This window comes from Paenibacillus sp. SEL1, from assembly GCF_054602535.1.
Genome location: NZ_CM137723.1, coordinates 2977756 through 3003305, shown reverse-complemented (window position 1 = coordinate 3003305; position 25550 = coordinate 2977756). Strand labels below are relative to the sequence as shown.

Annotated in this window: 21 protein-coding genes and 2 pseudogenes; 8 read left to right on the top strand and 15 right to left on the bottom strand. The window is 46.5% G+C overall.

Annotated elements, in window-relative coordinates:
- Window positions 1–34: 34 nt before the first annotated feature.
- The 7 genes and pseudogenes from ACYCSE_RS13785 to ACYCSE_RS13755 all read right to left on the bottom strand — a co-directional run bounded on the left by ACYCSE_RS13785 (window position 35) and on the right by ACYCSE_RS13755 (window position 8976).
- Window positions 35–826, bottom strand: a complete 792-nt coding sequence (locus tag ACYCSE_RS13785; RefSeq protein WP_459698420.1) for an energy-coupling factor transporter transmembrane component T family protein — start codon at window positions 824–826, stop codon at window positions 35–37.
- A complete protein-coding gene (locus ACYCSE_RS13780; RefSeq protein WP_459698419.1) occupies window positions 801–2252 on the bottom strand; it encodes an ABC transporter ATP-binding protein in 1452 nt (483 codons plus the stop codon). The genes ACYCSE_RS13785 and ACYCSE_RS13780 overlap by 26 nt, the downstream gene beginning before the upstream one ends.
- Entirely contained in the window at window positions 2252–2848 is a 597-nt protein-coding gene (locus ACYCSE_RS13775) for an ECF transporter S component (protein WP_061830613.1), read from the bottom strand. Before ACYCSE_RS13775 ends, ACYCSE_RS13780 begins: the two co-directional genes overlap by 1 nt.
- Window positions 2849–3252: 404 nt before the next feature.
- A pseudogene (locus ACYCSE_RS13770) lies at window positions 3253–4049 on the bottom strand (TatD family hydrolase).
- A gap of 20 nt (window positions 4050–4069) precedes the next feature.
- On the bottom strand, window positions 4070–6679 hold the full coding sequence (locus ACYCSE_RS13765) for a polynucleotide kinase-phosphatase (protein WP_459698418.1): 2610 nt from the start codon (window positions 6677–6679) through the stop codon (window positions 4070–4072).
- Window positions 6676–8136 carry a 3' terminal RNA ribose 2'-O-methyltransferase Hen1 gene (locus tag ACYCSE_RS13760; RefSeq protein WP_459698417.1) on the bottom strand — a complete coding sequence of 487 codons (1461 nt, stop codon included), beginning with the start codon at window positions 8134–8136 and terminating at the stop codon, window positions 6676–6678. Before ACYCSE_RS13760 ends, ACYCSE_RS13765 begins: the two co-directional genes overlap by 4 nt.
- A 21-nt stretch (window positions 8137–8157) precedes the next feature.
- On the bottom strand, window positions 8158–8976 hold the full coding sequence (locus ACYCSE_RS13755; protein WP_459698416.1) for a nucleotidyltransferase domain-containing protein: 819 nt from the start codon (window positions 8974–8976) through the stop codon (window positions 8158–8160).
- A 316-nt stretch (window positions 8977–9292) separates the two neighbouring features.
- On the opposite strand from ACYCSE_RS13755, the gene ACYCSE_RS13750 reads away from it, so the two are divergent.
- On the top strand, window positions 9293–10618 hold the full coding sequence (locus ACYCSE_RS13750) for a helix-turn-helix transcriptional regulator (protein WP_459698415.1): 1326 nt from the start codon (window positions 9293–9295) through the stop codon (window positions 10616–10618).
- On the top strand, window positions 10593–11393 hold the full coding sequence (locus ACYCSE_RS13745) for a WYL domain-containing protein (protein WP_459698414.1): 801 nt from the start codon (window positions 10593–10595) through the stop codon (window positions 11391–11393). The genes ACYCSE_RS13750 and ACYCSE_RS13745 overlap by 26 nt, the downstream gene beginning before the upstream one ends.
- A gap of 158 nt (window positions 11394–11551) precedes the next feature.
- Here the strand turns inward: ACYCSE_RS13745 and ACYCSE_RS13740 are convergent, their stop codons facing one another.
- The gene (locus ACYCSE_RS13740; RefSeq protein WP_459698413.1) at window positions 11552–12529 is read right to left on the bottom strand and encodes an aldo/keto reductase; all 978 of its coding nucleotides are present in this window, start codon (window positions 12527–12529) and stop codon (window positions 11552–11554) included.
- 132 nt (window positions 12530–12661) lie between these two features.
- Window positions 12662–13585 carry a cysteine synthase A gene (cysK, locus tag ACYCSE_RS13735; protein ID WP_459698412.1) on the bottom strand — a complete coding sequence of 308 codons (924 nt, stop codon included), beginning with the start codon at window positions 13583–13585 and terminating at the stop codon, window positions 12662–12664.
- 216 nt (window positions 13586–13801) lie between these two features.
- Here cysK and ACYCSE_RS13730 point away from each other — a divergent pair, with 216 nt between their 5' ends.
- The 3 genes and pseudogenes from ACYCSE_RS13730 (at window position 13802) to ACYCSE_RS13720 (ending at window position 15530) form a co-directional block, all read left to right on the top strand.
- Window positions 13802–15010 carry an MFS transporter gene (locus tag ACYCSE_RS13730; protein WP_459698411.1) on the top strand — a complete coding sequence of 403 codons (1209 nt, stop codon included), beginning with the start codon at window positions 13802–13804 and terminating at the stop codon, window positions 15008–15010.
- Between the two features lie 174 nt (window positions 15011–15184).
- A pseudogene (locus tag ACYCSE_RS13725) lies at window positions 15185–15358 on the top strand (hypothetical protein); the annotation flags it as partial.
- A 19-nt stretch (window positions 15359–15377) separates the two neighbouring features.
- Window positions 15378–15530, top strand: coding sequence for a hypothetical protein (locus tag ACYCSE_RS13720; RefSeq protein ID WP_250267512.1), 153 nt, complete (start codon window positions 15378–15380; stop codon window positions 15528–15530).
- A gap of 354 nt (window positions 15531–15884) precedes the next feature.
- Here ACYCSE_RS13720 and ACYCSE_RS13715 read toward each other — a convergent pair whose 3' ends face one another.
- The 3 genes from ACYCSE_RS13715 to ACYCSE_RS13705 all read right to left on the bottom strand — a co-directional run bounded on the left by ACYCSE_RS13715 (window position 15885) and on the right by ACYCSE_RS13705 (window position 18813).
- Window positions 15885–16883 (bottom strand): glycosyltransferase, encoded by a 999-nt coding sequence (locus ACYCSE_RS13715; protein ID WP_025721310.1) that lies wholly within the window; start codon window positions 16881–16883, stop codon window positions 15885–15887.
- Between the two features lie 54 nt (window positions 16884–16937).
- Window positions 16938–17975: an aminoglycoside phosphotransferase family protein gene (locus ACYCSE_RS13710; RefSeq protein WP_172828343.1), complete on the bottom strand. Its 1038-nt coding sequence runs from the start codon at window positions 17973–17975 to the stop codon at window positions 16938–16940.
- Between the two features lie 145 nt (window positions 17976–18120).
- Complete coding sequence (locus tag ACYCSE_RS13705) at window positions 18121–18813, bottom strand: pectate lyase (RefSeq protein ID WP_061830632.1); 693 nt, start codon at window positions 18811–18813, stop codon at window positions 18121–18123.
- Window positions 18814–19367: 554 nt separating this feature from the next.
- Here ACYCSE_RS13705 and ACYCSE_RS13700 point away from each other — a divergent pair.
- Complete coding sequence (locus tag ACYCSE_RS13700) at window positions 19368–19940, top strand: shikimate kinase (protein WP_029517614.1); 573 nt, start codon at window positions 19368–19370, stop codon at window positions 19938–19940.
- 104 nt (window positions 19941–20044) lie between these two features.
- On the opposite strand, the gene aroD is transcribed toward ACYCSE_RS13700, so the two are convergent.
- The 3 genes from aroD to ACYCSE_RS13685 form a co-directional block, all read right to left on the bottom strand.
- On the bottom strand, window positions 20045–20809 hold the full coding sequence (aroD, locus tag ACYCSE_RS13695) for a type I 3-dehydroquinate dehydratase (protein WP_459698410.1): 765 nt from the start codon (window positions 20807–20809) through the stop codon (window positions 20045–20047).
- A gap of 103 nt (window positions 20810–20912) precedes the next feature.
- On the bottom strand, window positions 20913–22175 hold the full coding sequence (locus tag ACYCSE_RS13690) for an MFS transporter (RefSeq protein WP_459698409.1): 1263 nt from the start codon (window positions 22173–22175) through the stop codon (window positions 20913–20915).
- Between the two features lie 130 nt (window positions 22176–22305).
- Entirely contained in the window at window positions 22306–23217 is a 912-nt protein-coding gene (locus tag ACYCSE_RS13685; RefSeq protein WP_459698408.1) for a LysR family transcriptional regulator, read from the bottom strand.
- Between the two features lie 216 nt (window positions 23218–23433).
- Here ACYCSE_RS13685 and ACYCSE_RS13680 point away from each other — a divergent pair, with 216 nt between their 5' ends.
- Both ACYCSE_RS13680 and ACYCSE_RS13675 read left to right on the top strand, forming a co-directional pair.
- Window positions 23434–24624 carry an MFS transporter gene (locus ACYCSE_RS13680; protein WP_459698407.1) on the top strand — a complete coding sequence of 397 codons (1191 nt, stop codon included), beginning with the start codon at window positions 23434–23436 and terminating at the stop codon, window positions 24622–24624.
- A 29-nt stretch (window positions 24625–24653) separates the two neighbouring features.
- On the top strand, window positions 24654–25544 hold the full coding sequence (locus ACYCSE_RS13675; RefSeq protein WP_023987138.1) for a shikimate dehydrogenase: 891 nt from the start codon (window positions 24654–24656) through the stop codon (window positions 25542–25544).
- The last annotated feature ends 6 nt before the right edge of the window (window positions 25545–25550 follow it).

The following is a 25550-nucleotide window of genomic DNA, read 5'->3' as shown; positions in this document are numbered from 1 at the left end:
AGAGCAGAAAACGGGCAAAGCATTTTGACAACAATTAACGTACATCCCATACCCCTACATAAGGAAGGCGGATACCGAATCCCCAAGCCAGCGTAAGCATCAACACAAAATAGAGAATAAATAAAATATCTACAGCCGAATAGCCAATCGCATAATAATACGTGCGCTTGGTTTCATTAGCAAAACCCTTGGCTTCCATAGCAATAGCAATGCGCTGCGCACGCCGGATACTTTGAGCGAGCAGCGGAATCGCATATCTGCGGAGTGTGGCATACATATTCCATTTGGACACATGCTGATGCAAGCCTCGAATGCGATGAGCTTGTCTCAATGCCTGGAATTCCTCCACCATCATGGGCATCAACCGCATGGCTGCCAAGAAGCTGTACGCATACTTCGGAGGGAGCCTCCATTGCTGCATCAGTGAATAAAAAAGGTCCACCGGACGAGTCGTTAAACCAAACAGCAACCCTACCGCAGCCATACTCAGCGCACGAAAGCCCAGATGCATGCCTCGGTAAAAGCTTTCCTGCGTCACATGGATCAAGCCCCATGACCACCAGGTCGTCACCCCTTTGCCGAACATCATCATGCCCGTTGAAGTTGAAATAAACACCAATATAAAGGGAGATCCGTACAGCAGCAGCCGCTTCCATGGATGGCCTGACCAGGCAAGCAGCAGCAGCATAGTACACGCAACATTAAACATGACATTCGGATCATGGATGACTATAACGACCACAAACAGTATGGAAAACATAACGAGCTTTAAGCCCGGATTCACGCGATGCAGCCATGTTTTATGATGGGGAAAGGACAGGTTCATACTGTAGTTCCCCTTTCTGAATCCGCCATATATCGGTACAATATCGACGGACAATTTCCGGGTCATGCGTGACCATCACAATGGCCGTGCCTGCCGCTCTCAGCTGCTCCAACATATCCAGCATGACAAAGGTATTTTGCGCATCCTGACCAAAAGTCGGTTCATCCAGTAGCAACACTTCCGGCTCACGGATCATGGCCGTAGCAATACTCAACCGCCTTTTTTGGCCTAACGAAAGCTGATACGGATGACGCTCGTCCAGCCGCTCCAATCCGAACTGTACGAGCATCCGATCCACCCGCTCCCGGCACTGTTCAGCACTAAACAAGCTCTTGGGTAACGAATACTCTAGTTCCTTTCGTACGGTATGCGCTACGAATTGCAGCTCGGGATTTTGAAATGCGAAACCGATACGCTCTGCCAGTTGTTCCGTACTGCCTGCCTCAATCCCACACACGCTATAACGTCCCTGTGTGCGAAGTAAACGCATCATGGAGAGCAGCAGCGAGCTTTTGCCAGCCCCGTTTTCACCGACCACACCAATCCAGTCTCCAGGCTTCACCTGCGCATGCTCCACATAAATCACTGGACTTAAACTTCGGAGGCCGCTAAAATGTTCCAGCTCCAGCAAATCAGTCCCCGCACCATTCTGCTGTGTCACTGATTCACTCCAACGCGGCGAAGACGATTCATTCCATACTCCCGGGTACCACACCCCGTACTCAGACAATGCCTGCCGATGCACATGAAATACTTCTTCTGCCCTTCCATCCGCAATGATCTCCCCTTGAGCAGAAAGCACCACAATCCGATCCACATCATGGACGATTTCATTAATTTTATGCTCTACGATCACCAGTGTCTGGTCTACCGAAATATTGCGAATGGTATCCCACACCTGTGTAGTGCCTTCCTCGTCCAACAAAGCCGTCGGCTCATCCAGAAAAAGCACTTCTGGCTCCATAGCCAGCACAGACGCAATCGCCAAACGCTGCTTCATTCCCTGTGACATGTTGCCAATGGGCATGTGTATATCATCCGTCGATAGACCCACCTGTATCAGCAGCTCGCGAATACGGGATTGCATCTGTTCCCGGGGAACCTGATTATTTTCCAACACAAAAGCCAGTTCCTCGTCTGCATATGACATACAGAACTGCGTATCAGGATCTTGAAATACAATACCTGAGACACTTGGGATTACAGCAGCATCGCATTTCATGGGCACTTCTATCGTGCGTGGAATCAGACCGCTTAACACTTGGAGCAGCGTTGATTTACCGCATCCACTCGGTCCCAGTAGCAGCAGCTTTTCCCCCTTGTGGACAGACAAAGACATATTGTGAAAAAGCAGCTCTTGCTCACCGGGAAATTTCAACCGTAGACGGGTGATCGAAGCCACCACATCTTCGGTTGCCCGGCTCATCAATCCAGCCCCTTATAATCTTGTTCCGTTGCAGGTCTCAAACTTCGTGTAACTCCGGTTACCTCCAATGCCTTAGCCAGATAGAACGCGAATACCCCGGCAATCACAATACTGCCAATCATCCGAAAGCCAATATACAAAACATAGTTCCAGGTCGATAGCTGATCAATATACCCGTAACTGAAGTCTAAAATCAGAGAAGTGACAGCCGCCCCAGCCGCAGCTAGCGAAGCAACCCATAGGTTTGCGTTCCGATACAGAAAAGCCGCAAAAAACAGCTCCGCTCCCAAGCCTTGCAGCAGGCCATAGTATAAGGTGGACATGCCCCATTCGCTTCCCAAAAAAGCGCTGACCGTTGCCGCTGCCACCTCTGCCAAAATCGCAACACCCGGCTTGCGAATGATGAGATAAGCAAACGTGCCTGCCATAAACCACATGCCATACATCAACTGCTCGGCGTGTAGACCAAATGGTTTCATCAAATCATAGGCAGGTCCCCATATTTTGTAGACCAACCCGAACACAACAGATATCACAATCGTGACCAAAATATCAGTCAGCTTCAACCCTTTGGACGCTCTTACAGCAGTATTCATTATTGCGTGCTCCCCTTTTTCCTTATAATTGGCCTCTTGGCCGTAAAAAAAAGCTTGTCTGGAGCTGAATCTCCAGGCAAGCTTTATGCGCAGTAAAAGGTGAAGCACCATACAAAACATCATTCGTCGATATGCCTTATATAACCAGTAGTCTAAGCTACTACACTGATACCAAGCCAAAGTCAGGGTCAAGGTAAAATGCTAGGACATACATTGAATCTATCGACAACCGCAAAACAAGCGGCATTCCTGTATAGTGTTCTTGGTTTCTCTACGCTGGCATTACCCAGATCAGATTTCACGGTCAGTGGCAAGGGCCACCCTCTCAGCCTGACTTTCTCAAGCTCCCGACAATGCTCTTTTAATTCACTATAATATATACCACATCTATGGCTTTGACAATCCTATAATCCGAAGAAACGTTTGGCTGTCTCCGTCGTGGCGATTTCGATCTCCATCATGCTTCGACCTGTACATTCGGCAACCGTAGCAGCAATATGAGCGAGATACACGGGCTCATTACGCCCTTCTTTGGGCTTCACGGGCAAATTACGCGGGGTCAAAAATGGAGCATCCGTTTCAATCATCAGACGGTCCAAGGGAATATCTCTGACCAGTTCACGCAGATGTTTGCCACGCCGTTCGTCGCAAATCCAGCCGGTGATCCCGATATACAGTCCCATTTCTACATACGTATGCAATTCCTGTTCAGTGCCAGTAAAACAATGCACTACCGCTTTATCGACAAGCCCTTGATACTCCCGAAGCATAGCGACAAAGTCCTCATGTGCATCTCGTTCATGCAGAAATAACGGCATATTCAGCTCACCCGCCAGTTGGATTTGCTCCCCAAACCATCGACGCTGCACATCACGTGGCGAAAAATCACGGTTATAGTCCAATCCGCATTCCCCTATGGATACAACCTGCGGCTGACCCGCCAGCTGGCGGAGCTGCTGAATCGTGTCTGCGTTGCAGTCTTTGGCATCATGGGGATGCACGCCAGCTGTCGCATACAGCTGGCCCGGATAACGTGCTGCATACTGAGAAGCCTCCCGACTGCTGCGGACACTGGTCCCGGTAATAATCAGCGTGAAATCCCTACAGCCGCGGCTCTCTCTACCACCTGTTCCCGATCTGCATGAAACGAACGGTGCATCAAGTTCACACCAATATCAATTAACGGTGTACCCCTTTCCATCTCAATCCCTCCTTCGCAAACTACAATCTCGGATCAATCGGCTCCGATTCCAGAGATAGCGCGGCAAGGACGCATTCATGAATACGATCTACCGTATCCTTGCGGACAAAACGTTCCACGCCTTCCATACCAAGCGCTCCTTCCATCAGGGCATGACGCTCCTTTTTGTTCGTTCGACGCTGCTTCAGACGCTTTAAATTCTTAGGGGCAAGATAATCCATACCGTAAATGATGTGCAAATACTTGCGGCCTCTCACCTTGATTGCAGGCTGAATCATCTTGTCCCGATTTTTCATCAAAAAGCGTTCCGGTTTGATCACAATCCCCTCATGACCATCCTCTGTCATCTCGTTCCACCAGCGAATGACCTCTTCCTCGCTTGCTTCGTCCGTAATCACGCGATACTCTGTCTCCATAAACAGGGAAGACAGCCCAGCCAGCTCCCGGTTTTTCTCCATATGCCAAATATGAGAATGGTCGAAAAAAGTCTTTCCGCTGTGTGCCAGCGTATGGAACGGTGCGATACGAATTTCATCCAGACCGTCCACATCCCAGCAATATTTTTGAAAAGCCTCTTGAAAGGTTACAGCATTCGCGTACTTCTGTTCCATTTCCTCCAACCAGTCTCCAACCTCTCGACCTGCAACCTTCGCCTGCTTCAGCTTGTCTACCAGCTTACTGCGATCCAGCAGAGCTGCTTCCCCCACATGCGCATACTGTGCAGCAATCAGTTCCCGAGCCTTGAGATTCCACGGTACAATTTCCGCATCCAGCAACACAAAATCCGTCTGGTTCCGATCAAAATATCCAGCAGTCTGTAGATCCACATTCAGCTTCTCCAGCACTTGCTTCCCAAGGCTTTGTTCAAAGAAAGCTCTCCCGCTCCGACTGTAGATCGTGCCCAATGTCGGGTAGCCTACATGTTGAACAGCGGCCTGTTCGTTTTTGAATAATAGCAAAATAGCCCGGCTACCCATATGTTTTTTCTCGGCCACCATCGTTTGTACTCCTTGTCCACGATAATAAGCTAGCGCCTCACGGGGATGCTCCAGATATCCTGCCTCTGCAGACACCGCTGGAGCAGGACTCATCGTCGGTGGAATATACACCAGCTCCTCCATGGATACAGTCACATGTGACACGGTATCTATAGCGGATTTGATCCATTCTCCTTGTACGCGCACTTCGCCATACGATTCCGTCAGCACACTGTAACCAGCGATGAGCTTGCATAAATTCGGCGGGGAAAACCGTTTTCTCTGCCACCGGACAAGTGGGCTATCGGGATCATTCGCATAGTTCTCATGTGCCGGAACGCTGACAAATTCCTTTTCCGGATAACGATAAGCGGTCAGCATACCGCCAAATACCACACCCTGATCAATATTCACCGTCTGGTTCACAAGGGTAGGCTGCGGTCTCGGATCATGTCCCCATACTACTATTTCTCCCGATTCATGGTCTACGAACCAATCCTTACGGATCGGTCTTCCGTTCGCATCCTGCCCTTCCGTATCTCCATAGCGGCAATAATCAGAAATACGTGCCGACTGTTTGCCAATAAAATGATCCTTAATCCCGGCATGAGCCACGACCACGTGTCGCAATCCATTTCTGCCAAAAATAAGATGAGAAGGTGCATGTAGCAGAAAATCTCTCAACTCACTTCTAAGCTGTTCCGCCGCTACCTTGCCCGCTTTTTGTTCATACTTGGCCAGTTCCTCTGCAAATCGTTCATCCCCATGACTGAGAGTCACCTTTCTTCCATCGAGGTAACGGCAGATTTTCCAGCCATGATTGCTGTCAATCATATACGCTAGTCCAGCATCCACGTGCTTTTTCCAGAATTGCACCGCTTGTAACGATTCTGGACCACGGCTCATCACATCCCCGACAGATACTAGTCTTCTGCCATCTGGATGGTGGTATAGTCCTTCCGTATCTTCCGTATAACCTAGCCGCTCTATCACTTCCAGCATCTCACGGTAGCACCCATGGATATCACCAATGATGTCAATACCTGAGCCAATCTCATGAAATAGTGGCTGCGCACGGCGAACAAAGTTCATATCTTCTACATCCTTAAGGATATAGCAAGCGTTAAAGCCTTCCTCACGGATACCACGCAGGTTCCGCTTTAACAGCTGTGCCTGCTGCTTGACCCGTTGGCGGCCACGCGGATGCTCCCTGCCTAAATCACGTTCCAGCAGCACAGCTTCGGGTACATCCAGTACCCAGGCCATAACAGGAACATGCGCCTTGGCTGCCAGCTGTACATATTTTTGACGGTCCTCAGCATACAAATGGGTGGCATCCACAACCGTCAGTTTATTCAAGCGACAGCGCATAGCCAGAATCGTATCCATCGCCTCAAACGCCTTAGCTGACATTTGCTGATACTCATAGAACAGTACGTCCGATTCCAGCCTTGGAAGTCCACTCCAGTCTATAAATTCCGTATCTCCGACCAGCTTGCGAAAATGATCCGAGGATACCACTTCTGTCTCCAATAGAATCCCTTCGCTCACCAGCCTGTCCAATAATGTGGTTTTGCCACTGTTGGAGGCCCCAACCAACACAATCAGTCCAGCATGCGGTAAATGAATCGTACGTTTGGATGAATTGCTCATGCTTCCTTCTGCTCCTTTCTGCGCGTAAATATAGCCATTTGGGTCGGTTGTCCAAAGCCTTCGACCTCTTCTCCGATCCCCTTCAGCGCTACCGAATAAGGAGCTTCCGCAATCCACTGCTCACATCGTTCCTGAAACTCGCTTCTACTCCATTCAAAACGGTGATCGCCATGCCGCAGCTCTTGCTGATTCATACGATACACTTCATTATATTCACGATTGGGAGTCGTCACGATCAGCACGCCCGGCTGATACTCCGTCACAATCGTCTTCATCACCCGGTTCAGACGATGCTCATCCACATGCTCAATGACCTCACATAGAATCATCACATCTTTGCCCCGCAATTGTTCATCATAATAAAAGAGAGAGCCCATCATGGGTGTAGGGCTGATCGCGTCAGCATGCCTTTCCAGCTTGGCAAAACGCTCCATGGCTCTCACTTGTGCATACGCAGACGGCTCGACAGCCCAAATCTCTTCAATGCCCGTCATTCGGGCCATCCGAGCCGATAGCTTCCCTTCCCCTGAACCAAAATCTACGATTTTCTGTCTTCGAGGCAGCTTGCGAATCACATCCATAATGGCTTGATATCGCAGTTCATTCAGCCGTACAGTAGGCTGTTGCTTCCCTTCCTCCTGTGGCTGTTCTTGCTGTTGAACCTGTTCATGCTTATCCTTTTGAGCTTGGACAGTATCCTTTTCAATATGTTTTTTAGTGCTTTTTGTTTCAGCAGAAGCAGAATCAGATTGCTCAAATTGCTCAATCAGATTGGTAAAACGAAGCGTGCGTCGAATGATCAGCTCGCGTAATGGATGCTCTGGCAGCCAGCCCTCACCGTAACGTCTCAGCTTGTCAAACTCTTCTTCACTAATATAGTAGTGCTTATAATTATCCAGCACCGGAATCAACAGCAATAACTGACGAAGCGCATACTGCACCGTCTGATGACCATTTAACGTGACATATCTGACGGTGCTTCGATTTTTTAGCTGAAAAGAATAGTCCGCTTCCCCTCGTTCTATGGCCACTTGATAGCCCAGCGGAGCAAATAGTCCCTCCACCACAGAATCCGGCAAATCCGAAGCAACGGGCCCAAACGATAACTCCAGCGCAAAAGGGTGCGTCACCCATCCTACATAGTCTTCCTTGGGTTTGCCGTTCAGGGCCGTGCCAAGCGAGCCACGAATATAAGTGCAAAATAAGCTGCTGGTTACAAACTCCCGGTCATTAATATATTGTGTAATGTCATAGCTGTCTGGACTGTTTTTGACCAAATCAATCGAATCTGGCGAGGCCTGAATGACGATCTCAGCCTCTTCCTCGGTAAAAACGGTGTACACCATGCGTACACGTGCGCCTTTTTCTGTGCGATCATACGTATTGTAAGGATTCTTAGCAAGCAAATGCGAAATCACCCCTGCATGGGTTCCGGTTGCTTTTAGCGTGATGTGCATACTCCACTTCTCCTTCCCAGCTTATGCTTTCCATACTTCATTCACCGCAGCGCGGAACAAATCATCCAACTGCTGATCCCGTCCACTCTCCACTTGCTGAAGCAAGGGCGCCTTTTGTTCAAAATAAGCAATTTGCTGCTGGATAAAATCATTCACCACCGAAAGCTGTGGCTCAATATCCAGTTCCTCACCCGCTTTTTTACGTTGCAGCAAATGCCCGATCACCTGATAAAGTTCTGTATCTGACGGAATTAATTCCTCTAGCAAGTCTCCAAATTCAATCGGAGGCATGCTGTTGTAACGTTCAATCCAGCCACAGGCCAGCAGGGGGCGCAGCACGTAAAAATACTTTTTAATCTTCACCTGCTCTCCTTGCAAATAATCCCGATAGTTTCCTCGCGCCATATTCAGATAATGGTACATACAGGACTTCGGAGAGAAGGTTAACGGCGATATCGCACGAATCTGGTCAGCCACTGAATACTGCTCCAGATAGGGAATCGGAGATTGCAGCCATTCCAGCAAAGGCGGATTGGATTTGCGAAACAAATGGAGTGCCTTTTTCAAATCCCAGCCGTTCATATCCAGCAAATTGCTGATTGGCCGCTCAATTACATCCCGCTTATCAAAAATAGACAAATACCATTCTATGGGTCTTACATAGATAAATCGTACATCATAGTCACTGTCCTGTGAAGGAAACCCCCATGCCCGACTGCCTGATTCACAGGCGTATATAATACGTATTTGCTCCTCCTGCTCCAACGCGCGCAGCTCACGCAAAATCGTTTCGCGCATTTCTGGTTGAATGAAACCCTGCCCATGCTTCACATCTGTCATGTTGTTCCCTCCCTTATCATTAAAGTATTTCCCGAATCTGTTCTCTAATCGACTCATCCGTTTCATCTATTAATAAGCGGCGAAGACGCATAGCCGTTTCCTCTCCCGTCCAAACATGTTGCATCACCCTTCTGTTATGTATTGCTTCTTATTTCATCGTGCTATCTTATATCCCTATGATGCTTTATTTTGGAAGTCGTGAACATGGTGAAAGTATTACAAAGATGAATAAATTCCCTTTTTCCTGCATCCCTTCCCTGTTAGAATAAAGGGATACTTGCTTTCGGAGAACGGCAACAGAAACGGGGAATGCATCATGGCGAGAGAGAGTTTTGATAAAGAAATTCAATTCCTGCGTATGCTCACACTGACCAGCGGCGCTTATAATCGGCAGCAATTTGCAGACAGACTGGGCATTTCAGTGCATACCTTTGATAAAACAATCCGGCGTCTCAAGGAAATCGTCCAATCCGTACAACAACAGTTGCCTGAGGACCAAGGACATGATTTTAATGAGATGCTGCGCTTTAATTATTACGAATCCGCTGATCCATTACTTTTATTCTTGTTTCGGGCTAAATCGCTCAAGGAATCAGAAACCGTCCGCTTATCTCTTCTGCTGACAGCGCTACAGTCACAGCCTCTGACCACTATGGAATTGCTGGATGCTTGCTGCAACGGGCTGCCTTCCGACAGTTCGCTGCCAGATGAAAAAACGATTCGTTCCGATCTGAAATATCTGGTCGAAGTGGGCGTGGTTCGCAAGGAGCCCGGCGGCAGACCTTACCGCTATGCTGTCCGCAACGATCTGGTGACAGGACTGACGGACGAGGAATTACTGGACTTATATGATTTTGTAGACATTATGGCCAACACCCAGCTTCCCTCTGTTCAGGGATATCTGTTGCGAGATCATCTAAAAAAAGCTATGCGCCGTCAAGCCGGAGATCGGGATATGATTGAACCTTTTTTATATAAATACCACTATTATTCACGCATTCTGGACGAAGCCCATATTCATCCGCTTCTGCATGCCATTCGGCAACGTCGCTGTGTAACTTTTTTATATTTTTCGACATCCAAACGAAGCATGTACGGGTCACAGAACACAAACCCGCTGTTTGAAAAAGAGACGGAGGGCCGTGAACATACCATTCTGCCCCTGCAAGTCATCTATGATCATCAATATGGACGTTGGTATGTTCTTGGTCATGTAGGTGGTAAAGGAATCATGAAGTTTCGTATGGAGGGCATGACTCAATTGGTGGAGGGCAAGCCTGTACCAGAGCAGTTTCATGCCGATCTGCTAGCGTTGTTGGAAGAAAAAATGCGGTACAGCTGGCTTGTTGATACCGGTCGTCCTGTGAAGGTACGGGTACGTTTTTTTAATCCTGAGGGCGCGAAGCGTAACTTTATTCGGGAACGTGTGCTGTCACAGGGACAGTGGGGTATGATTGCGGAGGAAGAAAGTGAATCCTTTATCTATGAAATCACAGTGAATGGAATCACCGAGATTAAGCCGTGGATTCGCAGCTTTGGATCAAGCTGTGAGGTATTGGAGCCCCAGCGGCTGCGTAAGGAATTCAGACAGGAATGGAAGGAGCTGCAAGCCTATTATGAGCCTGTTCGAGAAAATATTTAACTATCAGATCGTCTCTCGGCTGGATGAATCGGGCGCTTTTGCTACCACATCACAGGAAAGAGTCTGGCTCCAATCTATGCTGACAGACTCGGCAGCAATAGAGGCTTTCACCCCGTCTACGCTTGATAAGCTTCGGCAGATGCTCACAGACGACGAGCCGCTGGAGGCCGATGGAAGTTTGCGGGAAAAAGCAGGTATCCCTGCTGTCTCGGTATATCATCCACTCCTGCGTGAATTGCGTCCCATTCTGCGGTCCCGTTCAGGCATCTGTATGACCTACAAACTGCGCAACGGACGCATGCATGAGCGAATGTCCGGTTTTCCATATAAGCTGGAGTTCTCCATGGTCAAAAAAGAATGGAGCCTGCTGTGGTATAACCGCAGACACCGCGCGCTCATGTCTACCAAGCTGTCTAATATCGTGAACATCACGGAAGATGAGCTTCTACCCAAAGAGGCCGAAAAATTCATCCAACGTATACTCGGTATACTGGAGTCGCGCAAGGAGCAAAGCATCATCGAAATTATTCCCATATACAACGGTGAAATGTCCCGTATTTTATATGCTTTTTCCTGCTTTGAAAAAGAGGTCGAATATGTTCAGGAAGCAGATACCTATCGTATTACGCTCACCTTCCAGGCAGACGAATGTGAATATGTGCTATCCAAAATCCGTTTCCTTGGCAGACGTGTCAAGGTCGTCCAAGGCTCCCGGCTGATCTCACGAATGAAGGAAACAACGGCCAAGGCCCTTGCACGCTACGAAGAGGAATAGCTACTGAGGCAATATGAGGTGCATCCATATAAATAGGCCCTCCCTCTGTCTGTTAATGAGACAAAGGGAGGGCCTATTTAAACTACAGTTCGTATAAACAAGGTCATACACGTACATCCACATACGCCTGCTATAACAAACGGGTCCGAAGTACGAGTTTATGGCAAGGCTTGTCCGCGCGCACTGACATACAATTCATACCATTCCTCACGGGTCATCAGCTCGCTCTGGCGTTCCGCATCCTGACATGCCTTGATTCGTTCAGGATTGGCGCTGCCAAGAACTGGCTGAATCCGTGCCGGATGTTTCATAAGCCAGCCAAGGACGATCGCTTCACGTGTCGTTTCCTTTTCAGAAGCTAGCTTCTGCACCAGTTCTGCCGTCTTAACGACATGCTCAGGCTGCCCTTCCAAAGGACCTCCGCTAAAACGTCCCTGCGCCAGCGGTCCCCAGGCTTGGAGCTGAATATCCTCGGTTTGGCAATATTCCAGCAAACCTTCGCCAAAATGTACATTTGTCCCTGCCTGCTGGTTCACATGTACTGTCTGATCTATAAAATGCAGATGCGCCAGACTCATCTCCAGTTGATTAGCGATCAGCGGCTCCGTTAAGCTCCGCTCCAGAAACCGAATTTGGCTTACATTCATATTGGAAACGCCAAAATGCCGTACTTTGCCAGATGTCTTAAGCTCGCTGAACGCCTTCGCTACTTCTTCCGGTTCTACCAGCGGATCAGGGCGATGCAGCAGCAGGATGTCCAAATATTCGGTACCCAGACGCTTCAGGATACCATCCACGGACTCCATAATATGAGCATATGAGAAATCAAAGCGGCCCGGGAGCGTACCATCTGGCAGAAAAATGCCGCATTTGGACTGAATTACGATTTGTTCACGCAAGCCCGGCTGTCCCTTTAAAATCCGGCCGAAAATCTCTTCCGCTTTCCCCATACGATAGATATCCGCATGATCGAACATCGTAATCCCAATGGATTGTGCAGCTTCTACAGCTCTTTCCGCTTCAACGACATGCTCCTGCGTAAACGGTGCATGGCTCCATTCTCCACCAAAAGGCATACAACCGAGCGCCAGCCAACTATCGGAGATTCCACGTTTCTGTAAAGGCATAATCTTCATGCTACTCCTCCTTCAACCCTCAAAATATTCCCTGCTTCATCCACATATGAATAGTTCGTGGAACCGCTATCACACACCTATTTTACCACTTACTTACGGTCGTGTATCACTTTGGTCCCCATCCACATCTTTTTATCCGAATATCCCCATGCTCAGATAACGTTCTCCGGTATCCGGGGCAATGCAAAGCACCCGTTTGCCTGCTCCCAAACGCCGCGCTTCCTGAATCGCCGTCCATATCGTAGCTCCGCTAGAGGGACCAACCAGAATCCCTTCCTGGGCAGCAATCGCCCGTGTCATTGCAATCGCATCCTCATCAGAAACCTGCACGATTTCGTCATACACTTCCGTATTCAGCACGGTGGGAACAAAGCCTGGACTGGTGCCAACCAGCTTATGTGGACCGGGTTTTCCTCCAGATAGCACTGGCGAACCCTTCGGCTCAACTACAACAATCCGCAGATCCGGCAAATGCTGACGTAGCACTTCACCTGTTCCCGTAATGGTACCGCCCGTTCCCGAAGAAGCGACGAACACATCCAGCTTCCCTTCCGTCTGTTCCAAAATTTCCAGTGCCGTCGTCGTGCGGTGGATATCGGGATTGGCCTCATTTTCAAATTGATGCGGGATAAAGCTCCCTTCAATTTCAGCCCCCAGTTCGAGTGCCTTGCGAATCGCTCCTGGCATCCGTTCTTCCGCTGGTGTCAGTACGACCTCAGCCCCGTAGGCTTTCAGAATATTGATCCGTTCCTTCGTCATATTCGAGGGCATCACCAAAATTGCACGGTAACCTCGGGCTGCCGCATTCATCGCAAGACCAATTCCCGTGTTGCCACTCGTCGGCTCAATAATGGTGCCTCCCGGCTTTAGATGTCCTGACTTTTCAGCCTCGGCAATCAGGTTGCCCGCCGCCCGATCTTTAACACTGCCGCTTGGATTAAAATACTCCAGCTTCACATACACTTCCGCATCCTGCGGCCCTGTGAGCCGTTGGAGTCTTACACAAGGTGTATCTCCTATTAAATCTGTAATACTATGTACCACTTTAGGTGCCATCGTTGTATCCTCCTTAGATCGTTCCTTACAGCGTTATTTACGATCTTAATATCATACTACCAAAATAACATACTTGGCTCCTTCCTACCTGTCGCTTTTGTAAATTACATAAAACTCATCAACTTAGTATGTAAAATTCTTGCAAAATGGGTCGCCAGATATCGCCTGTAATGATATACTCGCATTACTATTTTTCCAGGAGGATACAAGACACTTATGAGTAATCAACAAAATATGACAGCAAATCGCTTCCCCCCCTCCTTGCTGTGGTTAACCCTTGGTGCCTTCGCCATCGGCATGACCGAATTCGTCATTATGGGACTACTGCCCAATGTAGCCCATGATCTTCATGTTACGATTCCGCAAGCCGGGCAGTTAATCACCAGTTACGCGCTTGGTGTAGCCATTGGTGCGCCTGTGCTTACTGTATTAACCCATAAGGTTCCGCAAAAAAGGCTGCTATGCCTACTCATGACCATATTCATTTTAGGCAATCTTTTTTCCGTCATTGCTCCCAATTACGAATTTCTGATTGCGGCCCGTATGGCTACTGCATTATCGCACGGAACCTTTTTGGGAGCCGGTTCCCTGATCGCTGCCCGACTGGTTCGTCCTGACAAGCGCGCGGGTGCCATTTCTATGGTGCTGACCGGTTTGACCGTGGCGAACATTATTGGTGTGCCCTTTGGAACCTTTATCGGACAACAACTCGGCTGGCGTGCTTCCTTTGGAGCTATTGTGGTCATCGGCTTGATTTCTCTCTTTGGTATCATTCGTTACATTCCGGTAATTCACCAGGACAAGCCTTCCAGTCTCCAACAAGAAGTCAAAAGCCTGTTTAATCCAAAAGTGCTGCTGATGCTGCTCACAGGTGCAGTCGGTTGTGGTAGTCTGTTCACTGTCTTTACGTACATTACGCCTTTGCTTACGGACATTAGTGGCTTTGCCGAACATAGCATTACCTGGATTCTCGTCCTGTTTGGCCTAGGGGTAACGATCGGCAATATCGTTGGCGGCAAGCTTGCGGATTGGAGACTACTTCCATCTCTGATCGCAAACTATGCTGTACTGGCTATTATTTTGGCCATTCTGACATTTACGCTTCAAAGCAAGGTATTGGCCGTCATTACCGTCTTTATCTGGGGCATTGCTGCGTTCGGCATCATGCCGGGTATTCAGGTTCGCATCATGAATCTGGCCTATGAGGCTCCTCTGCTTGCCTCTACCTCCAGCCATTCCGCATTGAATCTGGGTAACGCAGGCGGCGCTTTTATCGGTGGAGTCGTTATTAATCAAATGGGGCTAGCCGCTATTCCATGGGTTGCATCGCTAATCACTGTCGGCGGCCTGCTACTCATGATAGTTAGCTACATTGTAGATCGTAAGACGGCTCCTACTAAAGCAACAGCGGAGATACAGTCATAGAATCGTTCTGTTTGTTGGAAAGTGTACAGCTATCAACCGGAGAACAATGAATGGCGGCATATCTCTAAAAACAGCAAGTTGGACGTAAACGATTGGTTCATTTTTCATAGATTGAGAGATATTGTCCACTCTCTTCTTCTAAATTCCTCATAGTATGCATTGCAATACCAATTTATGAGGAAAGAAGTGTGTATGATGAGCCTTTTTTTTACAAACAACACGAGTAACACGATCTATGCTGCCTATGCTTATCCTGATTCCGACTGTCATCCCATGAATTATTCTAAAATGGGCTGGTATCGGCTAGAGCCTGGTGATACGAGAGAAATATGGAGCGGGTCTGTAGGGGGAACCACATTCTATTATTATGCTGAAGATCACTCCAGAAATACATGGCGTGGCACGTACCGCACACGGCTTCCGAGAAATACTAGCCATGATTTTCATTGGTGTTGGAACGATAGCAGAGGATCATCCAGACGAGTGGGGATGCGCCGACTTGCCATTGATTCATCTGTAGACAATTACACTGTTGAGTTTAGCAGAACCAACCAAAGCTTACTGTCAACAAAGACAACTCGTAGAGCGTTACCTTCCAAATCGGAGGACTCCGGCATTAACAGAATTCCGAGAAGACCGACTCGATTTAAAAAAGGAACCCCAGTTCCAGTAAAGTCCAAACGATAAGTCAAAGAATTTGCCAATAAAAGGCGCAACCTGGTTGCAAACACTACAAAGCCATTTTGAAAAAACACAATGAACCGTAACCCGCAAGATGGACATTTTTTAAAAAAAGTGACCCCCTTGCGGGTTATTTTTATTTCACTCTGGACATTCAGACGCTTGTTGCAACCATAGTATTTTGCCTCGCCGTTCAGCTTAACCAATGATCAAAAAAGTCCCGATAGCCCTGCTTCATCACCTGACTTGAAAACTGTTCCATGGCGTATGCCTGATTTTCTGTAGAAACCCGACGCGGTGAGGCGGCAGCCATATTGACCAGCTCGAACCAGTTTTTCTCATTCCCTGAAAAAGAATGCGTAGAGCTGATATGTCCATAGCAAGGATGCTCTGGCTTCACGACGATTTTCCCCATAGCGAGCGCTTCGGTCAGCGGCATTGCGAATGTATCGAATTTGGAGCAGCTCCAATACACCTTCGCCGTGTTCATCAGTGCAAACACCTCATCTTGCGTCAACGCAAATTGAAGTTTAACATTGTCCGGGATATCGTACTTCTTCATACTTTCCTTGTAGCGTTCACCGCCAAACACCATATAGACATCCTTGTCAGGATTATGCCTCGCATACTCCAGCACCAAATCCGGACGTCGGTTCTCCTCATCTCTACCAATCCACATCACCCGGTTCTCTACCACTTGCGAGGGATCAAAATGCTTTTCCACCAGACGCTCATTGAATCCGATCGGGATGACTGTCACATCGGTTACGCCAAACTTCGAAGCCATCTCCTGCTTGAGAAAGGCAGTCTGTACAATAGCCTTGTCCACGATCTGATAAAAAGGCTTCATCATCTCATAGCCTGTAAGCGCCGGATCAGGAAAACTATGCGGAAAAAGCACGCTGTTTTTAAAAAACATATTCAAATAGGTAAAGCCAGATACCGTATAAATAACGTGCTCAATCTGCTGCTCATGGAGTTGGTCCAGTACGACGTCATAGTTGACCAGGTCGCCCTTTTCGTGCTCATAGCCCGGAAGCCAGTCATGGCTGCTCACATGGCGCTCCGGTGATACAAATACGATGTCCACTCCCAATTCCAACCCGATCTGCTTCAGACGCTCTGCAAAAATACGTGGACCCTGTGCTTCAGCAAATTGTATTTTTCTCATGACTAAACCGACTTTTTTCATGGATATATTCCCTACCTTCTTTGGCTAACTAAACACAGTCTATGTCTTAAGCTACTATCTACATTGTTGGGCTTGTCCCCAATCCATCATTGCTGCACATTGGTTCAAACAGGCTAACGTTTCATCCAACTGGGACTCTAATTGCTCTTTTGACCATTTGTCGGCGTTTCTATGCAGGTTCGTTCCAATCCTTTGCAAATCACTTGTGATTAACAACAGCATCCAGAGCGAAAATACCACCGCAAACATGCCATATTCCAGCATAAATGCCGTTCGATCCACTCTTTTCCCTAACAGCTCCAGCTGCTCCACGTATGTGTCCAGCATACGAATACGCAATTCGGACGTCATGCGTCGGGGAAACAACGGATGGGACATATCGATCAGATGATATACATCCCACAGCGGTGTGTTCAGATGAGCATGCTCCCAATCCAGTACCATAAGCCGTTCCCCGCTCAGCGCATAGTTCCCCGGATGAAGATCACCATGAGACAGTACAAGCTGCTGTGAAAAAGATACATGCTCCAGCTGTACATATATACGCCGCATCTGTTGCTTAGATAAACCCAGTGAGCTGCAAAGCTTTAACACATCCGGCTTGCGCGTGTATAGCTCGGAAACCATCTCCTGAATAAGTGGCTTTGGTCCCCGTAACGGCATCCCAGCAAAACGATCCGTCGGCAAAGCATGCCACCATGCAACAAGTCCAACAGCTCGCAATAAAGTTTCGTCTGCGTGTAGATGATGTAACGAACCAAGGTCCTCAAAAACCATCCATTCTCCTCCGCCATCCGCACCTGCATCAGACCAGGCTAGCAATCGAGGATAGATCGGTGATAACGCAGGAAGCACATGCTCATATACCCATCTCTCACGCCCCTCCTGACCATCGTTGGTTAGCGGTTTAAATATATAACTTTCAGAGGATGACACGTAAAAACGTTCCACATGCCGGCCATTCGTACCTGTATATAAAACCTCACGATTCCGCACCAGCGTATCATTTAAGGTGCCGTCAACATTCACATATTGATGAAAAGGATTCATAGCCACCCAACTTTTTTGTATAAAATGTAATAGCACGATCATATCACAGTCCTCGTTCCGAACGAAGCCCAGATCATCTTGGGGTAACTCGCTGCACCCAAAAAGGGGCTTGCCCAAGCAGATCACGCGACCTGTTGGCAGCCCCTTATCACATCCATACTCCTATCCTTACTCTATTCTATACCGATTAATATTGAGTATTGCCGGACTCGCTCGTATTACCAGACTTAAAGCCTTTGAACAATTGTTTCACATTGTGATAACGAGTGTTCGTAATTTTAGCTTTGCTGTTAGGACCATCCGATCTCAGGATCGAGTCCTTTACATTGGAAATATCCGAGTTATCCAAAGTCATATTCACTCTGAATGTAGAGCCCCCAAGTTGGCGAACCAGCTTTCCGATATCATCGGCTCTAAAGTTTTTAATGTTAATCGTGCCTTCGGCATTAATTTGGAATACTTTATCGTACGCATGGAACGCTCCACCGCCCGTAATGTTTACCGTGCCTGGTTCTTTAAGCGTCAAGGCATCTTCACCCACATCCTCCCACGTTACGTTGGAAATAGTTCCGTTGCCATATACATGCACACCATCCGCAGCAGGGGCAGCGATGGTCACATTTTTCAAAGTTGCATTATTTTCAAGCTTGAAAATAGGCTTTTGAGCCTCTTTCTGGCTTCCGTCTCCCAAAGTATCGGGATCAGCCACTACAGTCTTGCCTTTACCATCGTATACTTCTCCAGCTTTAACAAGTATGGTCTTATGAACGACTTCTGGTGCTGCATGTGCAGAATAATTGCCGACAAATAACGCGACCAACATTCCTGATAAAGCGATACTGATTCCCTTTTTCAATACTTTAGCTGTGTTTGTTTTCATTTCAATTCATCCCTCTCGTAGATATTTTTTATTGTTCCAATTCTTCGTTGACTAGAACGCGTAGACCGTATCACCACCTTCGTACAATGAACCCATTGACCGATACATGTCTATAAAGCATTATTATACTATTTGCATATGTATACTTGGTTTTTGGTTCAAAGTAACTTCATTCTATAAATTCAGGTACACACAAATTGTAAATAGAGCGATTACATTTACAATTTGTATAATTCTATTATAATCCTACTTCCAGTAATTTCAATATATTTTTCGGCAAAATATGTGTTATTTTTCAATTAAGTACACAATTTTGCCTTTTTTATACTTGTACAAAGTTGTTTTTCAGCGATTTACGCATCAGAAGACTTGAATATCTAGTCTCGTTGACTTACTCTAGATCACTATAATGGTATTCACAAGCTCTTTTCCGTCCTATACCTTATTTTTGATGTGATCTATACTATTGAATGACACGTTTGATGAACGTATAATGTATTTAGTGCTTTGAAGCGTTACATCTCAACATTACTGGTGAGAAAAGAGTGGTTATCGTGCAAAACAATAGTGAGATTCCGTTAAAAGAACAAAATATTGTGCTCATTGGCTTTATGGGTGTAGGCAAAACGACGATCGGTTCCCATCTAGCTCGCAAGCTGTATCGCGATTTCGTGGATATTGACCAGGAGATTGAACAAGAGTACAACATGCCAACAACCGAGATTTTCAAAACTTATGGAGAGAAACGTTTCCGTGAGATTGAAAAAGAGCATATTTTGAAGCTGTGCAGCAACACACGCCTTAAAATCATTTCCGTTGGCGGTGGTGCATTTTTACAGGAAGAGGTGAAGCAAGCTTGTTTGGCTTCATCGATTGTTTTCTTCTTGGATTTGAATTGGGATTCCTGGAAAGATCGGCTTAAGATGCTGATTGACACCCGCCCCAATCTACAAAACAAGACTTTAGGGGAAATTGAGGATCTTTTCCGTTCCAGACAGGACATTTACGCGGTGAATCACTCCAAGATCGATACGGATCAGTTGGATGCGGAAGAAGTCGCAGACTATATTATTCAAACGCTGAATCTAGGTTGGGAGTTATATGAACCTACTCGGGGATTGAATTAAGAGTTACACCAAAAAGGAGGGCTCCAGCGTGCTTACCGCATGGTGCCCTCCTTTTTGGTTCACTACGGATATATTACTGACTGGCGAGTAATGCTATCCATCTTTTAAGAATGGCTATGCAGCACCGTCAATATCTCTCTCAGTTCAGTGACAGGAATCTGCCCCGGAGCGGAAGCTTTCTTAGCAGCACCAAAGGTCAGAGCCGAACCAAACAGTTCTCCGGTCAAGCGGCTCACGACACCTTTCCCCGCCATCGACATCGTAATAATCGGCCGATCTGCATGCTCTTCTGCCATAATACGCGTGGCATCCAGCAAAGTGAGCACATCGGCTGTATTGGTCGGCATCACTGCTATCTTAGGCAGATCGCCTCCCAATTCCTGCGCCTTGCGTAACCGGGACACAATCTCCTCCTTCGACGGCGTCTTATGAAAATCATGATTAGATATAATCACATATACGTTATGCTTATGTGCTGCTTCTACCAGCGTCTTCACATCAGCTTCCTCATTAAAAAGCTCTACATCAATAAGTTCAACTTGTCCCGTTTCGGCTACTGTACGGTTCAATTCCACATAACTCGCCGCACTGATTTCCTTTTCTCCGCCTTCCCGAGCGCTACGGAACGTAAATACGAGCGGAACATTTGCTAAAATAGACCGAATTTCATGTAAGGCAGCTTTCACCTTTTCCAAATCCTCCACATGCTCGAAAAAATCGACTCTCCACTCCACGATATCCAGGTCGAGCGTACGCAAATAAGTGGCTTCTTCCTTCAACTGCTCCAACGTTTCTCCCACCATGGGCACACAAATTTTTGGCGCTCCTTCACCGATCAGAACATCTTTCACCTTTACGATTTTAGCCATCTCTATCTCACTCCCAAATTACAGTTTCAAGTCGAACATCTACAATAATTCATAGTATAACGCATTCTGAATAAGCATGCAGATGATTAGGTCCAGTCGTCATTTATTTGGTATCCAGTACGATTTTAGGGGACAATTTGCGACTTGCTGGAAAAACTAAACTGTACCGAAAATTAACAAACACCGCCAGTACGATCCCTAGCACATTCACAATAATAGCTAGCATAAAAACACTCGATATCTGAGAATGTTTCAAAAGAAAGCCTGTAAACACAGGAATGACCGTGTATGACAGCGAGGTTGCTGTATAAACAAACCCGGTAATCTGTCCTTTTCGTTGACTAAAAAATTCACTCATTACAGTTAACGTCAGCTGGAGTACACCCGATATTGAAAACCCAATGACACTCGCACAAATAATGGCCGCCGCCCCTGACTTGAAAAGAAGAAGCGCTCCAAAAGCCAACAAGGAAATACATGGATAAATAAGAATAATGTGAACAGGTTTAACCCATTTTCTTAACACAATTACCAATACAAACACGGAAATCAGCGAACCGACATTGTAATAAACTAATAATCTGAGAGACTCTGATTCGGTCATACCGATAAACTGTTGTCCAAAAGTAGGCAGCCATAATTGCACAATATAAAGCAAGGTAGGTCCCGTAAATCCGAGCAAGATAAGACATAGCCCCTCCTGCCAAAACCGCGGCTTACTTCGGTCATTTGTCTCCAATTTTCCCGTTTGCTCAACGCTTGATACAGAAGTATCACCAACTGGCTCCTTGGGTGACTGAACCCGCATGTCTGGGAACTTCATCTTGAACAAGTGAATTGCATTTAAAGCAAATATGAGGGCTGGTAAAAAGAAAGAGAACCCGTAGAAAATGTCGTGATTCATAAAAAAGATAATCATTAACGGCAAAAATGCCGCCCCGACGGATATAAAACCTCTCACCAACACTGTAGCCGAACCAGAGGATTGGGGGAAAGCTTCGATCAGCGCTGGATAAGTACCTGAATCAAGAAAAGAATTCGCTACACCTGCCAGCACTGCCAGTACGATCGCCATCTCAAAGCTGGGACTCAGCGGTATACCGACCAAGAATACAGCCATCAGTAGCCCTGCTGCCACAATAAACGGCTTACGACCATAACGGTCGGAGAGCACGCCGGATATGTACAGCGTAAACAGCCTGCCAAATCCCATCGCAGAAACCAAGAGACTGATGCCCGCCTGATCTGTATGCAAATGCTCTGTTAAAAAAGACATGTGGGACGCTAGCATAATATTAAACATGCCGAACAAAAGATAGTTTACATAAAGGCCTGTCGCCACTGGAAAAGAAGAACGTTTCATCATGAATCCACCTGCTTTTGTAAGTAAGTCTTGTAGTATTAAAAATGTGAATCATTTCACATTACCTGTGTCGATGATGAAGTATAGAACACATTTTAAGATTTATCAAGTTTAAATATTGCGGGACCTCAGCCTAGACGCGCTGATGCGTTTTCAGATAGAACTCCTTGCCGTAACTTAGTGCAAAGTTCCGAAAGTCCACTACTGCCGGGGATAAATATCTATTTTTGATGCTGGCTAGGTAGATAAAACGCTCGTATTCTGGATTTATAATAGGTAATGTTTTGACGTTAAAATAATCTAACGATGAAATGCGAGGCATAACCCCAATTCCGTAATTGACAGACACCAGTCCTGCCATTGCTGTATCCTCTTCAATCTCGCAAATAATCTGTGGCGTAACACCCGCTTTGGCGAACAAATTTTCAATAATGGGCCGGACCCCACTCTTTTTGTTAAAGAAGATCACCGGATAATCTGCCGTATCCTTAAGATCAATTTGGTCTAGAGTCGCCAGTGGATGTTCAGGCGAAACAATGACAACCAGTTCCTGCTGAGCCAACGGAATAAACTCCACATCCGGTTCATTTTCCATGTGAGAGCAGAACGCCACATCATAATGTTCCTGCTTTAGCCCCTGGATAATATCGTTCGTATTCCCTTGGTGAAACGAAAAGGAGATATCTTTATGGGCATCCAGAGCTGAAAAGGCTTGAATGATCGCTGGAATGAAGTGTGAGCCTAACGTGTAAATGAACGCCAAATCTATATTTCCATGGCTTGGACTCACTAACTCTCGTAAATTATGCTCTCCCTTTTCTAATTCATCCATCGCGTGCTCCACATACTTTAGGAAAAATCGTCCGTATTTGTTTAACCGAATATTTCTCCCCTGCTTCTCGAACAGATGAACTCCCAAATCTTTTTCTAATTCTGAAATCGCATGACTTAAACTGGGTTGAGTAATACATAGCCGCACAGCTGCCTGGGTAAAATGCTCCATCTCCGCAAGTACACGAAAATATTGTAAGTGCTTCAGGTTCATAATTATGTACTCTCCTTCTTTAATTCATATTTTAAATTATAGACCCAAACTATGAAAAACGATAAAAATATGCATTGGATTTATAATAACACTCCTTATATAATAATGACATAGAAAGAATGTGAATAATTTCACTTATATGTAGGCGTAATGTAATACAGCTGGACGATGCCTACCTAGGCCATTGATCTAAAATTTAAGTTGGGAGTTAGACTTATGAAAAATCCTTATATCAGAATGGCAGCAGGGCTTTACATCAACTATTTTCTTCTGGGTATGATCAATGTTATTCTATCGTCGAATATGAGCTTCCTGACCGTTCAATTGAACACGGATAAAGCAGCCATCGGCTATCTGGTGTCCGCGATTGGGATCGGTAAGCTGCTCGCTCTCGGGGTAGCCGGAAAAATGTCAGACAAATACGGAAGAAAACCACTCATTGTTATTGCATCATTTGCTTATTTAATCTTCCTGATCGGCATTCCGCTTGCGCCTAACTATACGTTGGCATTCGTGTTTGCTATTATCGCAGGGCTTTGCAACTCTATGATGGATGCAGGAACGTATCCTGCACTAATTGAAGGCTTTGGAAAAAAAGCCGGGTCTGCAACGGTACTGGTCAAAGCATCCATCTCAATCGGTGCCATTGTGATTCCGTTCATGATTGCATTCTTTATTAATCATGACATGTTCTATGGATACTCCTTCTTTATTCCAGCAGGGATTTATCTGCTGAACGGTATCTTCTTGTCGATGACAGCTTTCCCCAACCACAAAGCAGAGGAACAAAAGGCTTCAACCGAGGCTGCCCAATCCACAGATACTTTCCGCAGCGAGCCTAAGTTTTGGCAAGAAGGTTTATCTCTGATTATTATCGGTTTTACTTCTACTGTATTGTTCATGATCGTGCAGCTATGGCTTCCTACCTTTGGACAAGAGGCCCTGGGCATGGACAAAGCCAGTGCCATTAAACTGCTGAGCTACTATAGTATAGGTTCATTGGTTTCCGTTATCTTGTTAGCTGTGGTACTTGGTAGATTCATTAAACCGATTACTGTCATGATTGTATATCCGCTTATTGCCCTGCTTTCTTTGCTGGCTTTAATTACATTGCACAATCCTGTCGCTACTTTGATCAGTTCATTCCTGATCGGCTTGTCTACCGCAGGCATATTCCAAATTGCCCTCACGGTTATGACGGAATTTTTCCGCAAGAACAAAGGAACTACGACTTCTCTCGTGAACATAGCAGCCAGTCTTTCGTTCATCCTGATGCCTTTGGCTACCGGGGGCATGTCCAAAAGTTTAGGAATTACCTCGGTATTCATTCTGGATATTGCCATTGCCGTAGTCAGTATTTTGCTGGCCGTGTTTGTTGCTTATCGATATAAAAAAGTATTTCATTAAACCACACAGATTACTTGGAGGCTTATATTATGAAAAATGCTGGACGTATTGACGGAAGAACACAATTAATCGGACTGCTTGCTACGCCAATCGGACACTCTTTGTCCCCGGCTATGCATAATCTTGCGTTTGAAAAGCTGGGCCTAAATAACGCGTATATGGCCTTTGAAGTAGGAAATGAACAACTTGAAGAAGTGGTACGGGGGATGCGTGCTCTGAACATACGCGGTTATAACGTGTCCATGCCTAACAAAACAGCTATATTACAGTACCTTGACGAGCTGGACGACAGCGCTAAATTTACAGGTGCCGTCAACACCGTCGTAAACACAGATGGTAAACTGAAAGGCTACAGTACTGATGGATCTGGTTATGTTCGTAACTTGCGTGAACACGGTATTGACCTAAAAGGTAAGAAAATGACACTTGTCGGCTCTGGCGGCGCAGCTACACCGATTGCTATTGAAGCGGCTCAAGCAGGTCTGGCTGAAATTTCAATCTTTGCCCGTAACGATCAGTTCTTTGCTCGTGCAGAAGAGAATGTCCGTATTATTAATGAAGATATGAAACACACCCAAGTTAAGGCGAATATCTATCCATTGGAAAATCAAGAACAGCTACGTGAAGAGATCCGCACAAGTCATATTCTCGCTAACGGTACAGGTGTTGGTATGAAACCGCTGGAAGGCAAAAGTGTGATTGAAGATGTGTCCATGCTTCGTTCCGACCTGATCGTAACCGATGTAGTGTACAGCCCAGCTAAATCCAAGCTGATGGAGCAAGCAGAATCCGTAGGTGCAACCGCCATTAATGGTCTGGGCATGATGCTGTGGCAGGGCGCATTGGCCTTCGAACTGTGGACAGGCCAAGAGATGCCAGTCGCTTATATTAAAGAACAGCTTTTTGCTGATAAGCTGTAGACATAG

Excerpts from the sequence above, each read along its gene's own strand:
- ACYCSE_RS13740 (WP_459698413.1), bottom strand. The coding sequence starts at position 12,529 with ATGAAGATTATGCCTTTACAGAAACGTGGAATCTCCGATAGTTGGCTG.
- ACYCSE_RS13785 (WP_459698420.1), bottom strand. The coding sequence starts at position 826 with ATGAACCTGTCCTTTCCCCATCATAAAACATGGCTGCATCGCGTGAAT.
- ACYCSE_RS13705 (WP_061830632.1), bottom strand. The coding sequence starts at position 18,813 with ATGAAAACAAACACAGCTAAAGTATTGAAAAAGGGAATCAGTATCGCT.
- ACYCSE_RS13730 (WP_459698411.1), top strand. The coding sequence starts at position 13,802 with ATGAGTAATCAACAAAATATGACAGCAAATCGCTTCCCCCCCTCCTTG.
- ACYCSE_RS13745 (WP_459698414.1), top strand. The coding sequence starts at position 10,593 with ATGAGCCTGTTCGAGAAAATATTTAACTATCAGATCGTCTCTCGGCTG.
- ACYCSE_RS13750 (WP_459698415.1), top strand. The coding sequence starts at position 9,293 with ATGGCGAGAGAGAGTTTTGATAAAGAAATTCAATTCCTGCGTATGCTC.
- ACYCSE_RS13675 (WP_023987138.1), top strand. The coding sequence starts at position 24,654 with ATGAAAAATGCTGGACGTATTGACGGAAGAACACAATTAATCGGACTG.
- ACYCSE_RS13780 (WP_459698419.1), bottom strand. The coding sequence starts at position 2,252 with ATGAGCCGGGCAACCGAAGATGTGGTGGCTTCGATCACCCGTCTACGG.
- cysK (WP_459698412.1), bottom strand. The coding sequence starts at position 13,585 with ATGGCACCTAAAGTGGTACATAGTATTACAGATTTAATAGGAGATACA.
- ACYCSE_RS13755 (WP_459698416.1), bottom strand. The coding sequence starts at position 8,976 with ATGACAGATGTGAAGCATGGGCAGGGTTTCATTCAACCAGAAATGCGC.
- ACYCSE_RS13680 (WP_459698407.1), top strand. The coding sequence starts at position 23,434 with ATGAAAAATCCTTATATCAGAATGGCAGCAGGGCTTTACATCAACTAT.
- ACYCSE_RS13685 (WP_459698408.1), bottom strand. The coding sequence starts at position 23,217 with ATGAACCTGAAGCACTTACAATATTTTCGTGTACTTGCGGAGATGGAG.
- ACYCSE_RS13690 (WP_459698409.1), bottom strand. The coding sequence starts at position 22,175 with ATGATGAAACGTTCTTCTTTTCCAGTGGCGACAGGCCTTTATGTAAAC.
- aroD (WP_459698410.1), bottom strand. The coding sequence starts at position 20,809 with ATGGCTAAAATCGTAAAGGTGAAAGATGTTCTGATCGGTGAAGGAGCG.
- ACYCSE_RS13765 (WP_459698418.1), bottom strand. The coding sequence starts at position 6,679 with ATGAGCAATTCATCCAAACGTACGATTCATTTACCGCATGCTGGACTG.
- ACYCSE_RS13775 (WP_061830613.1), bottom strand. The coding sequence starts at position 2,848 with ATGAATACTGCTGTAAGAGCGTCCAAAGGGTTGAAGCTGACTGATATT.
- ACYCSE_RS13720 (WP_250267512.1), top strand. The coding sequence starts at position 15,378 with ATGCTGAAGATCACTCCAGAAATACATGGCGTGGCACGTACCGCACAC.
- ACYCSE_RS13760 (WP_459698417.1), bottom strand. The coding sequence starts at position 8,136 with ATGCACATCACGCTAAAAGCAACCGGAACCCATGCAGGGGTGATTTCG.
- ACYCSE_RS13715 (WP_025721310.1), bottom strand. The coding sequence starts at position 16,883 with ATGAAAAAAGTCGGTTTAGTCATGAGAAAAATACAATTTGCTGAAGCA.
- ACYCSE_RS13710 (WP_172828343.1), bottom strand. The coding sequence starts at position 17,975 with ATGATCGTGCTATTACATTTTATACAAAAAAGTTGGGTGGCTATGAAT.